General features: G+C 66.8%; 15 protein-coding genes and 1 pseudogene. 2 read left to right on the plus strand and 14 right to left on the minus strand.

The features are described from left to right. The first annotated feature begins 5 nt into the window (after positions 1-5). Positions 6-977, plus strand: a complete 972-nt coding sequence (pip, locus tag MXC11_RS08650; RefSeq protein ID WP_250008465.1) for a prolyl aminopeptidase — start codon at positions 6-8, stop codon at positions 975-977. Between the two features lie 99 nt (positions 978-1,076). Beyond that, positions 1,077-1,757, plus strand: coding sequence for an OmpA family protein (locus MXC11_RS08655; protein WP_250008472.1), 681 nt, complete (start codon positions 1,077-1,079; stop codon positions 1,755-1,757). 77 nt (positions 1,758-1,834) lie between these two features. On the opposite strand, the gene MXC11_RS08660 is transcribed toward MXC11_RS08655, so the two are convergent. From MXC11_RS08660 to hslU, 14 genes and pseudogenes are all read right to left on the minus strand, one after another. After that, positions 1,835-2,767 (minus strand): AEC family transporter, encoded by a 933-nt coding sequence (locus MXC11_RS08660; protein ID WP_250008480.1) that lies wholly within the window; start codon positions 2,765-2,767, stop codon positions 1,835-1,837. Positions 2,768-2,890: 123 nt separating this feature from the next. After that, the gene (locus MXC11_RS12255; RefSeq protein WP_462938114.1) at positions 2,891-3,313 is read right to left on the minus strand and encodes a methyl-accepting chemotaxis protein; all 423 of its coding nucleotides are present in this window, start codon (positions 3,311-3,313) and stop codon (positions 2,891-2,893) included. A gap of 111 nt (positions 3,314-3,424) precedes the next feature. Beyond that, positions 3,425-4,174 (minus strand): annotated as a pseudogene (locus MXC11_RS12260) (PAS domain-containing protein); the annotation flags it as partial. 71 nt (positions 4,175-4,245) lie between these two features. Next, positions 4,246-4,956 (minus strand): 16S rRNA (uracil(1498)-N(3))-methyltransferase, encoded by a 711-nt coding sequence (locus MXC11_RS08670; RefSeq protein WP_250008493.1) that lies wholly within the window; start codon positions 4,954-4,956, stop codon positions 4,246-4,248. After that, the gene (gene tatC, locus MXC11_RS08675) at positions 4,953-5,732 is read right to left on the minus strand and encodes a twin-arginine translocase subunit TatC (RefSeq protein ID WP_250008510.1); all 780 of its coding nucleotides are present in this window, start codon (positions 5,730-5,732) and stop codon (positions 4,953-4,955) included. The genes MXC11_RS08670 and tatC overlap by 4 nt, the downstream gene beginning before the upstream one ends. Further along, a complete protein-coding gene (gene tatB, locus MXC11_RS08680) occupies positions 5,729-6,160 on the minus strand; it encodes a Sec-independent protein translocase protein TatB (RefSeq protein ID WP_250008534.1) in 432 nt (143 codons plus the stop codon). Before tatB ends, tatC begins: the two co-directional genes overlap by 4 nt. Positions 6,161-6,185: 25 nt before the next feature. Further along, positions 6,186-6,419, minus strand: coding sequence for a twin-arginine translocase TatA/TatE family subunit (tatA, locus tag MXC11_RS08685; RefSeq protein ID WP_250008541.1), 234 nt, complete (start codon positions 6,417-6,419; stop codon positions 6,186-6,188). 25 nt (positions 6,420-6,444) lie between these two features. Continuing rightward, entirely contained in the window at positions 6,445-6,792 is a 348-nt protein-coding gene (locus MXC11_RS08690) for a phosphoribosyl-ATP diphosphatase (protein ID WP_250008548.1), read from the minus strand. Continuing rightward, on the minus strand, positions 6,785-7,186 hold the full coding sequence (gene hisI, locus MXC11_RS08695) for a phosphoribosyl-AMP cyclohydrolase (RefSeq protein WP_250008557.1): 402 nt from the start codon (positions 7,184-7,186) through the stop codon (positions 6,785-6,787). Before hisI ends, MXC11_RS08690 begins: the two co-directional genes overlap by 8 nt. Before the next feature lie 58 nt (positions 7,187-7,244). Next, positions 7,245-8,825, minus strand: a complete 1,581-nt coding sequence (gene ubiB / locus MXC11_RS08700; protein ID WP_250008574.1) for a ubiquinone biosynthesis regulatory protein kinase UbiB — start codon at positions 8,823-8,825, stop codon at positions 7,245-7,247. A 4-nt stretch (positions 8,826-8,829) separates the two neighbouring features. Beyond that, positions 8,830-9,447: a ubiquinone biosynthesis accessory factor UbiJ gene (locus tag MXC11_RS08705; protein ID WP_250008712.1), complete on the minus strand. Its 618-nt coding sequence runs from the start codon at positions 9,445-9,447 to the stop codon at positions 8,830-8,832. 11 nt (positions 9,448-9,458) lie between these two features. Continuing rightward, on the minus strand, positions 9,459-10,229 hold the full coding sequence (ubiE, locus tag MXC11_RS08710; protein ID WP_250008579.1) for a bifunctional demethylmenaquinone methyltransferase/2-methoxy-6-polyprenyl-1,4-benzoquinol methylase UbiE: 771 nt from the start codon (positions 10,227-10,229) through the stop codon (positions 9,459-9,461). 83 nt (positions 10,230-10,312) lie between these two features. Next, complete coding sequence (locus tag MXC11_RS08715) at positions 10,313-10,684, minus strand: gamma-butyrobetaine hydroxylase family protein (RefSeq protein ID WP_250008585.1); 372 nt, start codon at positions 10,682-10,684, stop codon at positions 10,313-10,315. A gap of 104 nt (positions 10,685-10,788) precedes the next feature. Continuing rightward, a complete protein-coding gene (hslU, locus tag MXC11_RS08720; RefSeq protein WP_250008592.1) occupies positions 10,789-12,129 on the minus strand; it encodes an HslU--HslV peptidase ATPase subunit in 1,341 nt (446 codons plus the stop codon). Positions 12,130-12,139 lie beyond the last annotated feature (10 nt).

A 12,139-nucleotide genomic window follows, 5' to 3' on the forward strand; every position in this document is an offset into this window, starting at 1 on the left:
TGGCCATGCTCAGTCTGTATCCCGACATCAAGCCCTATGCCCGCCACAGCCTGGCGGTGGATGGGCAGCACACGCTGTACGTCGATGAAAGCGGCTCGCCGGACGGCCTGCCGGTGCTATTCGTGCACGGTGGCCCGGGGGCTGGCTGTGATGCGAGCAGCCGGCGCTGGTTCGATCCCAGCCTGTACCGCATCGTCACCTTCGATCAGCGCGGCTGCGGGCGCTCCACCCCGCATGCCAGCCTTGAGAACAACACCACGGCGCACCTGATCGCCGATATCGAGCAGATCCGCGCGCAGTTAGATATCGAGCGCTGGGTGCTGTTTGGCGGCTCCTGGGGCTCGACGCTGTCCTTGGCCTATGCCCAGGCCCATCCCGAGCGGGTGCTGGCGCTGATCCTGCGTGGCATCTTCCTTTGTCGCCCGCAGGAGATTCACTGGTTCTACCAGAGCGGTGCCAGCCGGCTGTTTCCCGATTACTGGGAGGACTACCTCGCGCCGATCCCGCCCGAGGAGCAGGACGATCTGCTTGGCGCCTATTACCGCCGCCTGACCGGCAGCGACCAGATTGCCCAGATGCAGGCTGCCAAGGCCTGGTCGGTGTGGGAGGGGCGCACGGCGACCCTGCGCCCCAATCACGAGGTGGTCGAGCGTTTTGCCGACCCGCATCGTGCACTGTCGATTGCCCGCATCGAGTGTCATTACTTCACGCATCAGGCCTTCCTCGCCCCCGACCAGCTGCTGCAGCACATGCCACGGATCGCCCATCTGCCTGGAGTGATCGTGCATGGCCGCTATGATGTGGTCTGCCCGCTGGACAACGCCTGGGCGCTGCACAAGGCCTGGCCGGGCAGCGAGCTGCTGATCATCCGCGATGCCGGACACGCCGCCGCCGAGGCCGGGATCACCGATGCGCTGATACGCGCCAGCGACCGCATCGCCCGTCAGCTGCTCGGCCTGCCGGAAGAGCAGGCCTGAGGGCCTCTGCCACGAGCGGGGAATTTATCGCCCGCTCACGGCTCTAACCCATCACTTGCTTCACACCCTGAAGCGCATTGCTCTGCAAGGAGAACGTCCATGAAACTGTCCCGCCGTCTGATCCTGTCCGCCACGGCCCTCACGCTGCTCGCCGGTTGCGCGCAGAGCCCCTACCAGCAACAGGGCGGTGCGCCCGCCGACAGCAACAAGACGGCTATTTATGGTGGGCTGGGTGCCTTGGCCGGCGCAGTAGCCGGCGCGGCCATCAACCATGACAACCGCGGCAAGGGCGCGCTGATTGGCGCGGCCGTGGCGGGTGCCGCGGGTGCGGGTTATGGCTACTACGTCGACAAGCAGGAAGCCCAGCTGCGCCAGCAGATGCAGGGCACCGGGGTGGAGATCCAGCGTCAGGGCGATGACCTGCAGCTGATCATGCCGGGCAACATCACCTTCGCCACCAACTCGGCCGACATCGCCAGCAACTTCTATGGCCCGCTGAGCAACCTGGCCAACTCCTTCAAGCAGTTCGACCAGAACAGCATCGAGATCGTCGGCCACACCGACAGCACCGGTGGCTATCAGTACAACGTCGGGCTGTCCCAGCGCCGTGCGCAGAGCGTGGCCAATTACCTGGTCTCCCAGGGCGTCAACCCGGCGCGTGTCACCACCCGTGGCGCTGGCCCGGATCAGCCGGTGGCCAGCAACAACACCGAAGCCGGTCGCCAGCAGAACCGCCGCGTGGAGGTCACCCTGCGTCCGCTGCCGGGCGCTCAGTACTGAGTCGGCCTTTGCCGGGACAAGGAGGGGACGCTGCGGCAGCGTCCCCTTTTTTGTGGCGTTGCGGCGGGTCTGGCGTTTCAGACATCCAGCAGCATCAGCAGCAGGCTGATGCTGAAGAACGACAGCGCTGTGGCGCTGACCAGGGCCGCGGTGCAGCGGTTCTCCAGGCCATACTGCTGACCGATCAGCGGGTAGATGCTCATCATCGGCGCACTGGCAAACAGCAGGGCGGTCAGCAGCTGGGTCTGGCTCAGCGAGGGGCTGAGGCTGAAGGCGATCCACACCGCCAGTGGATGCAGCAGCAGCTTGCCGACGGTGATCTGCCCCACATCCAGCCACAACCCGCCGGGCTTGAGGCCATGCAGCGTGGCGCCGATGACGAACAGCGCCAGCGGCGCCGAGGCGCGTGCCAGCAGCTCCAGGCTATGGGCCAGCACGCCGGGCAGCGGCAGTTGTAGCAATGACAGGCTCAGGCCCGCGGCAATGCCCAGCAGCATCGGATTGCCGGCCAGACGCCGGCCGATCTGAGCCGCGAGCTGCAGGCGCGAGCCGCCGCCCTCCTTGCCGATCTCGCAGAGAATCAGGGTCAGCGGCACCATGATCACCGACTCGACCATCATGCCCAGCGCCATGGCCAGCGCCGCCGGGGTGCCGACCACCATCACCGCCACCGGATAGCCGATAAAGCCGCTGTTGGAGCCGGACATGCCCAGCCCGTTGAGCGCCGCGCCAGCCAGACTGTCACCGCGCCCATAGCGCGAGAAGCCGGCGCCCAGCGCGAACACCGCCAGCGAGGCCAGGGCATAGGCCAGCAGGTAGTCGAGCTGCAGGATCTCGCTGATCGGCCGGCTGCCCAGCTCGCGCACCAGCAGGGCCGGCAGGGCGAAGCGGATGACGAAGTTGCCCATGCCGCGTGCCTGGTCGCGGCTGACCAGCCCGCGACGCGCCGAGACAAAGCCTAAAAGGATGATCAGAAAGATCGGCAGGGTGATGCCGAGCACATCGCGCATGGCAGGGGATCCATCAGCAGGGAGGCCGCCGCCGCGGCCCCGTTACGCGGCATTATCGACGGCCCCCGGGCCGTGCGGCACGGAGACCGGCGATAGTGGGCGCTGATCGAACAGGGCCGCGCCTCAGCGATCGGAGAAGCGCTGCACCACCTGCACCACCTGCTCGGCCCCCTGATGGATCTGCTGGATCGAGGCGCCAGCCTGATTGACCAGACTGACGCTCGACTCCACCTGACTCAGGCTGCCGGACATGCTTTCCACCACCCGGTTGGTTTCCTCGCGGATCGCCTCGATCAGCGAGGTGATGCCGCTGGTGGCCTGCGCGGTACTGACCGCCAGCTTGCGCACCTCACCGGCCACCACCGCAAAGCCCTGGCCGCTTTCACCGGCCCGCGCCGCTTCGATCGCCGCGTTGAGTGACAGCAGGTTGGTCTGCTGGGCGATGGTCTGGATGCTGTCCACGATCGTGGTGATCTGGCGGATCTGCCGATCGAGCTGGCCGACCTGCGCCGCCGCGGCCTGCACTTGACGGGCCAGCGCCTGCATGTCTTGGGTGGCGTGACGGATGATCGCCTCGCCCTCGCGGGACAGCTGCTCGGTTTCCTGGGCGGTCTGGTAGGCGATACGTGCCCCTTCGCGCTCGACCTCCTGACGCTTGACCTGCTCGCTGATGTCAGAAGCCAGCTTGATTACCCGCACCACCTGCCCCTGATCGTCGAGAATCGGGTTGTAGGTGGCATCCAGCAGCACCGTCTGCCCCGACTTGGTGACCCGTTCACACTGCCCGGCATAGAACTGCCCACTCTGCAGCTGCTCCCAGAAGCGCTGATAGTCGTGGCTGGAGCGGTAGGCCTGGGTGCAGAACTGGCTGTGGTTGCGGCCCTCGATCTCTTCCAGGCGATAGCCCATGGCGCGCAGAAAGTTGTCGTTGGCGGTAATGACCGTGCCATCCGGCTCGAACTCGATCACCGCCATCGAGCGGTCAAGGGCGCTGACCAGGCTGTTGGTGTGCATGGCATCGGCGGCACGGCGGGTGATGTCGTTGGCCAGCTTGAGGATCTTGCTGACCTGCCCCTGACGGTTGCGCACCGGGATGTAGGTGGCTTCCAGCCAGAGGATCGAGCCATCGCGGTGGCGGCGCTTGAACTTGCCACCGAACGACTCACCGCCCGCCAGCCGCTGCCAGAACTGCGCATACTCACTGCTCTGCACCACATCGGATGGGCAGAGCAGGCGGTGATGAGCGCCTTGCAGCTCGCTGCGCGGGTAGCCGACGGTGTCACAGAACAGGTCGTTGGCATCGATGATCTGCCCGTCCGGGCGGAACTCGATGGTGGCGACCGAGGCTTTGATGGCGGCGAATTCATCCTGACCGCGGGAGCTGCGTTGCAACCATTGACGCATCATCGTGCATCCTCATTGTTTTGGTACGGCAATACCCTGCCGCGTGGGTCGATTCCTGGCGCCCGCAGGCCCGCTCAGAACAGGCGGGCGAGCAGGGCGGTGACAGCGGTTTCCACTCTCAGGATACGCTCGCCCAGCTGCACCGGCGCAAGTCCTGCGCGCTGCAGCTGTTCCACCTCGTAGGGGATCCAGCCACCTTCCGGGCCGATCGCCAGGGTGAGCGGCGTGTTCAGCGCACGCGGGCAGGGCGGATAGTCGCCGGGGTGGGCAATCAGGCCCTGGGTGCCCTGCGCCAGCGCCGGCAGACGATCCTCGACGAACGGCTTGAAGTAGCGCTCGATGCGCACCTCGGGCAGCACGGTATCGCGGGCCTGCTCAAGGCCGAGGATCAGCTGTTCGCGGATGGCCTCGGGGCTGAGGAACGGGGTCTGCCAGAAGCTCTTCTCCACCCGGTAGCTGCCCATCAACACCAGGCGCGGCACGCCCATGCTGGCCACGGTCTGCAGCACGCGCTTGAGCATCTTCGGCCGTGGCAGGGCCAGCAGCAGGGTGATCGGCAGCTTGGCCGGCGGCGGCTGATCGAGCGGCTGCAGAACCAGTTCGGCGCAGGTTTCGTCCAGATGCACGATCTGCGCCAGGCCCATCCGCCCCTCCAGCAGACCGACCCGCAAGCTGTCACCGACGCCGGCGCGGTGCACCTCATGCAGGTGGCGCAGGCGCCGGCCTTGCAGCCGGGCACGGTCGCTGGCGATCAGGTCCGCAGCTTCGAGCAGCAACAGGTTCATGGCAGGGGCGCCGGCGGGCCGGGCTGCTCGGCCGGGGGCGGCGGACTGCGCCGCACCAGGCGACCAAACAGCAGGCCGGCCTCGAACAGCAGCCACATCGGCACGGCCAGCAGGGTCTGCGAGAACACATCCGGCGGGGTGAGCAGCATGCCGATCACAAAGCAGGCGAGGACTACGTAGGGTCGGCTGCGGCTGAGGGTTTCGACCGGGGCGATGCCGGTCCAGATCAGCAGGAAGGTGGCAATCGGGATCTCGAAGGCGACGCCAAAGGCGAAGAACAAGGTCAGCACGAAGTCCAGGTACTGGCCGATGTCGGTCATCATCGCCACGCCTTCAGGCGTCACGCTGGCGAAGAAGCCGAACATGATCGGGAAGACCACGAAGTAGGCGAAGGCCATGCCGGCATAGAAGAGCAGGATGCTGGCGACCAGCAGCGGGATGGCAATACGCTTCTCGTGCTGGTACAGCCCCGGCGCGATGAAGCCCCAGGCCTGCTGGAGGATCACCGGGATGGCCAGAAAGAGCGAGACCATCAGGGTCAGCTTGAACGGGGTGAGAAACGGCGAGGCGACCCCGGTGGCGATCATGGTTGCGCCTTCGGGCAGGTAGACTCGCAGCGGCGCGGCGACCAGCGCGTAGATGTCCTGGGAGAAGTAGAACAGTCCGGCAAACAGCAGCAGGACGATGACCACGCAGCGCAGCAGGCGGTTACGCAGTTCGGTGAGGTGGGCAACCAGGGGCATTTCCTGATCGCTGGCAGGGGTCTGATCGGTCATGGCGTGCGCGGCGGCTCACTGGGGGCGACGGGTTGGTCGGCAACGGCGTGGCTGGCGGCGCCGGTGGCGGACGGACCTGGCGAGGCCGGGCTGGGCGGCATGGAGCCGGGCGGGACAGCCTCTGCCTGGGCGCCGTCCGGCATGGCAGTGCCTGGCGGCGCCGCGCTCGGCGTGGCCGGCGGGTTGCTCGCCTGGGTTGCCTGCTGCTGGCGCTCCAGGGCGAGGATGTTCTCGTTGTGCAGCTGGCGGCGGATCTCGTCGGCGCCGATCTCGCGCTCCACCTCGCTCCTGATCGCCGCAAAGCTGCGCCGGATCCGGCCGATCCACAGGCCGGCGGTGCGCGCCGCACCCGGCAGGCGCTCGGGACCCAGCACCAGCAGCGCCACCAGGGCGACCAGCAGCAGTTCGCTAAAGCCTATGTCGAACATGATTGCGCCACGCTCCGCGAGAGGCTCAGGGCTTTCGCGCCGGATCGTCGACCTTGCGCGATTCGCCCTGCAGGGTCTGGGTCTTGTCCTCAACCGTGGGCTTGCCGGCGTCTTCCTCGGTGTTCACCGACTTGCGAAAGCCCTTGATGGCATCACCCAGGTCCGAGCCCAGCGACTTGAGCCGCTTGGTGCCGAACAGCATGACCACGATGAGCAGGATGATCAGAAGTTGCCAGATGCTGATGCCGCCGAATCCCATGATGGAATCTCCGAGTAGGTTGAAATCAGGAGTGCGAACGGGCGGCCTTTTCGGCGTGCCCGGAGAGGCCGAAGCGGCGGTCCAGCTCGTCGAGCACCGCCTGCGGGTGCTGGCCGAGGGCGGCGAGCATCACCAGCGAGTGGAACCACAGGTCGGCGGTCTCATAGATCAGCTCGCTGCAGTCGCCGCTCACGGCAGCGTCCTTGGCGGCGAGGATGGTTTCCACCGACTCCTCACCGACTTTCTCGAGGATCTTGTTCAGGCCCTTGTGGTACAGGCTGGCGACATAGGAGCTGTCGGCTGCGGCGCCCTTGCGCGCTTCCAGCACTGCGGCCAGGCGGGCGAGGGTGTCGTGGCTGGTGGCTTCACTCATGGCTGTGACCCTTTTCATAGATGGCGTGCGGATCCTTGAGCACCGCATCGACGGTCTGCCAGGCGCCGTTTTCGTAGACCCGGTAGAAGCAGCTCTCACGCCCGGTGTGGCAGGCAATGCCACCGAGCTGCTCGACTTGCAGGACGATCACGTCGGCGTCGCAGTCCAGGCGCAGCTCGTGCAGCTTCTGCACGTGGCCGGATTCCTCGCCCTTGCGCCACAGCTTGCCGCGCGAGCGCGACCAGTAGATGGCGCGGCCCTCGTCAACGGTCAGTTGCAGGGATTCGCGGTTCATCCAGGCCATCATCAGGATGCGCCCGGTCTTGTGGTCCTGGGCAATCGCCGGGACCAGTCCGTCGGCGTTCCAGTGAATTTCGTCCAGCCAGTTGCTCATCGGTCGTTCTTCATTGTCAGGGGGCGCTGCGCAGTGTGCCAGCGCCGGGCGTTGGTGGCTATCGGCGCAGGATCAGGTACAGACCGCCGGCCAGCATGCTCCAGGCCGGCCAAGTCTGCGGATCAGGATGCACGCCCAGACTGGCCGCGCCCAGTAGCAGCACGGCACCCAGCAGGCGCTCCGGCCAAGGATGACGTTTTGCCGCAGGCTGCGCGCCGCCCTGGGCGATGCGCTCCAGGGCGCGCTCGGCCTTGCGGGTCAGCTGCGGCACCTGCTCGGCCTGCTGGTGCAGGTTGCGCAAGAGGCGCAGCGGGCTGATCCGCTCGCGCATCCAGCGCTCGAGAAACGGCTTGGCGGTGACCCACAGATCCAGATCGGGGTAGAGCTGGCGGCCCAGCCCTTCGATGTTCAGCAGGGTCTTTTGCAGCAGCACCAATTGCGGCTGCACCTCCATGTTGAAGCGCCGCGCGGTCTGGAACAGACGCAGCAACACCTGGCCGAAGGAGATGTCCTTGAGGGGCTTCTCGAAGATCGGCTCACAGACGGTGCGGATCGCTGCCTCGAAGTCATTGAGCGGGGTATCCGGCGGCACCCAGCCGGAGTCGATGTGCAGCTGGGCGACCTTGCGGTAGTCGCGCTTGAAGAAGGCCAGCAGGTTGCGGGCCAGGTAGTCCTGATCCTCGGCGGTCAGGCTGCCGATGATCCCGCAGTCGATGCCGATGTACTGCGGATCATGGGGCGTGCGAGTGCTGACGAACACGTTGCCGGGGTGCATGTCGGCATGGAAGAAGCTGTCGCGAAACACCTGGGTGAAGAAGATTTCCACCCCGCGCTCGGCGAGCTTCCTGAGATCGGTGCCCTGATCGCGCAGCGCCGCCAGGTCGGTGACCGGAATGCCGTAGATGCGCTCCATGACCATCACCTGCGGGCGGCACCAGTCCCAGTAGACCTGCGGGACGTAGAGCAGCGTCGAGCCCTCGAAGTTGCGCCGCAGCTGGGTGGCGTTGGCCGCCTCGCGCAGCAGATCCAGCTCGTCGAGGATGGTCTTCTGGTAGTCGCTGACCACCTCGACCGGGCGCAGGCGGCGGGCATCGCGGGACAGCCGCTCGGCCAGCCGCGCCAAGAGGAACAGCCAGGCCATGTCCTGACGGATCACCGGCTCAAGCCCCGGACGTACCACCTTGACCACCACATCCTCGCCGCTTTTCAGCTGCGCGGCGTGTACCTGGGCCACCGAGGCACTGGCCAGCGGCTGCGGGTCGAAGCGGGTGAACAGGCGGGCGAGCGGTGCGCCGAGCTGCTGCTCGATCAGCGCGATCGCCTGCGCGGCGGGGAAGGGCGGGACCCGGTCCTGCAGGCGGGCCAGCTCGTCGGCGATATCGCCGGGCAAGAGATCACGCCGGGTGGAGAGGATCTGCCCGAACTTGATGAACACCGGGCCGAGTTCCTCAAGGCTGCGGCGCAGGCGCTCGCCGCGCGGCATCTCCAGCGTGCGGCGCGGCAGCCAGCGCCAGGGCAGCAGGCGCAGCAGCAGGCGCAGGCCCCAGGGCAGCGGCAGGGCGAGCAGCAGATCGTCGAGCCGGTAGCGGACGATGACGCGCTGGATGCGAAACAGGCGGCGCAGGGCAAGCAGCTTCATGGGCTCAGTCGGTGTCCGGCAGGCGGCGGGCAAGGCGCGCACAGCGGGCCTCGAGGCGCTCAAGATCGAGTTTCAGGGCATCGAGTTCGGCAAAGCGTGCCTCGGCCTCGCGCTGGCCGATCAGGCTGTGCAGCTCCTCGCTGAGCCAGTCGGCCAGATCCTCGCCAAGCCTTGTGCGGGTTTCGCGCTGCCAGCGCCACAGCTGCTGCAGCGGACGCGCCAGCGCCAGCGCACCGAGCGGGCCGAGCCGCTCGGCCAGGGCGCCTTCCCAGTCCAGCTCCAGATCCTGGAGGATGGCCGCCAGTTCCAGCAGGGCGCTGCTCTGACCCTCAAGCTGGACATCCGGGGCGTGCAGCACGCGGGTCTTGTCGCGGCTGGCGAGTAGCTGCAGCAGGCGGCTGGCCGGTGCCTTCAGGGTGCAGGTGGCGGGTGCGGCCCAGTGGGCCGCCAGGCGCAGGCCATCGGCCCCGGGCAACAGATACAGCGCGCCGCGTGGTGCGCTGTAGTGCAGCGCGACCACGTGGCCCTGCAGGCGGGCCAGACGGGGCAGGGCGGTGCTGTCCAGACGCAGGGCCTGTGTCAGGACGGCCTCGGCGGCAGCCAGCACGGCGTGCGGCAGCAGCGGCGCTTCCATCAGGGCTTGATACCGCGATGCAGGGCGACAATACCGCCGGTCATGTTGTGGTAGGTGACCTGCTCGAAGCCGGCATCCGCCATCATGCCCTTGAGGGTTTCCTGATCGGGGTGCATGCGGATCGACTCCGCCAGGTAGCGGTAGCTGTCGGCATCGTTGGTGATCAGCTTGCCGGCCAGCGGCATGAAGGCGAACGAGTAGGCGTCATAGGCCTTGGCCAGCAGCGGGTTGCCGGGCTTGGAAAACTCCAGGACCAGCAGCCGGCCGCCGGGCTTGAGTACTCGCAGCATCGAGCGCAGGGCGTCTTCCTTGTGGGTGACGTTGCGCAGACCGAAGGCGATGGTCACCACATCGAAGTGGTTGTCGGGGAAGGGCAGCTTTTCGGCATCCGCCTGGACGAAGCTGATATTGCCGGCCACGCCGCAGTCGAGCAGCTTGTCGCGACCGACCTTGAGCATCGAGTCGTTGATATCGGCCAGCACCACCTCGCCGCTCGGGCCGACCAGACGCGAGAAGGCGCGGGCCAGATCGCCGGTGCCACCGGCAATGTCCAGCACCCGGTTGCCGGGACGCACACCGGACAGCTCGAGGGTGAAGCGCTTCCACAAGCGATGCAGACCACCGGAGAGCACGTCGTTCATCAGGTCATACTTGGCGGCCACCGAGTGGAATACTTCGGCGACCTTCTGCGCCTTCTGGCTCTGCGGCACGCTCTGGTAACCGAAGTGGGTGGTGGGCTCGGCAGAATCGGGCTTGCGCGGGTCGCTCATGTCGCTGTCACCTGAAAAAATGTGCCGGCCATTCTAATCGCCAGCCCGGGCTTTGTCTTGACGCGCGCGGCCGCGGGGGCCGCTTAGAGCAGCAGGCGCACCACCGATTCATCCGGATCGCGCGACTTGCCGGCGGCGGCCAGGGCGGCGAGATACTCGGCCCACAGCGCGTCCTGGGTGGTGGCCAGCTGGTAGAGGTAATCCCAGCTGTACAGGCCGCTGTCGTGGCCGTCATCAAAGATCAGCTTGAGCGCGTACTGCCCGGCCGGCTCGACCCCGACCAGCGCGACCGCCTGCTTGCCGTGCTGCAGCACCGGCCGGCCGTGGCCGCGCACCTCGGCCGAGGGAGAATGCACGCGCAGGAACTCGGCGCTGAGCTGATAATGCGCGTCACCATACTGCAGTTCGAGGGTGCGAGAGGCCTTGTGCAGCCGGATAGCGGTCGGGATGGACATGGGAAAACGGGCTCGGCGAGGGATCAAAACACGGGGCGGGGAGTGCCCGGGGCAGGCCGCGAAGACGGGCGCCGCCCCCGCTCGGGGTGCGGCGCCGCCAGGCGTTACAGGATGTAGCGCGACAGGTCTTCGTCCTCGGCCAGCTCGCCCAGCTGGGTGTTGACGTAAGCGGCATCAATGACGATGGCGCTTTCACCGCGCTCCAGCGCCAGATCGGCGGCGGCAAAGGAGACCTCCTCCAGCAGGCGCTCGAGCAGGGTGTGCAGGCGGCGCGCACCGATGTTCTCGGTCTTCTCGTTGACCTGCCAGGCGACCTCGGCGAGGCGCTGGATACCATCAGCGGCGAACTGGATGTTCAGCCCCTCGGTCTTCATCAGCGCACTGTACTGCTCGGTCAGCGAGGCATGCGGCTCGCTGAGGATGCGCTGGAAGTCCTGTGGGCTCAGCGCCTTGAGCTCGACGCGGATCGGCAGACGGCCCTGCAGCTCCGGCACCAGATCGCTCGGCTTACTCAGATGGAAGGCGCCGGAGGCGATGAACAGAATGTGGTCGGTCTTGACCATGCCGAGCTTGGTGTTGACCGTGCAGCCCTCGATCAGCGGCAGCAGGTCACGCTGCACGCCCTCGCGGGACACATCGGCGCCACCAACGTTACCGCGCTTGGCGATCTTGTCGATCTCGTCGATGAACACGATGCCGTTCTGCTCGACCGCTTCCAGGGCGCGGGCCTTGAGATCCTCCTCGTTGACCAGCCGCGCGGCTTCCTCGTCGCGGATCATCTTCAGCGCATCGGCGACCTTGAGCTTGCGGGTCTTCTTCTTGCCCTTGGCGAGACCGGCGAACAGATTCTGCAGCTGGCTGGTCATCTCCTCCATGCCCGGCGGAGTCATAATCTCCACGCCGGCCGGCAGATCGGCGACTTCGATGTCGATTTCCTTGTCGTCCAGCTGGCCCTCGCGCAGGCGCTTGCGGAACAGCTGGCGGGTGCTGGAGTCCTCGCGCGGCGCCGGCTCATCGCCAAAGCCGGTGCGCGCCGGTGGCAGCAGGGCGTCGAGGATGCGCTCCTCGGCAGCGTCCTCGGCGCGAAAACGCATCTTCTCGACTTCCTGCTCGCGCAGCATCTTCAGTGCGGCATCGGCCAGATCACGGATGATCGACTCGACATCGCGGCCAACGTAGCCGACTTCGGTGAACTTGGTCGCTTCGACCTTGATGAACGGCGCGTTGGCCAGCTTGGCCAGGCGGCGGGCGATTTCGGTCTTGCCGACGCCGGTCGGGCCGATCATCAGGATGTTCTTCGGGGTGACTTCCTGGCGCAGCTCAGCGGGCAGCTGCATGCGCCGCCAGCGGTTGCGCAGGGCGATGGCCACGGCGCGTTTGGCGTCGTCCTGGCCGATGATGTGGCGGTTGAGTTCGGAGACGATCTCGCGGGGTGTCATGGACATGTCGGGCTAA

Source organism: Pseudomonas eutrophicaquae (assembly GCF_023544715.1).
Lineage (GTDB): Bacteria > Pseudomonadota > Gammaproteobacteria > Pseudomonadales > Pseudomonadaceae > Geopseudomonas.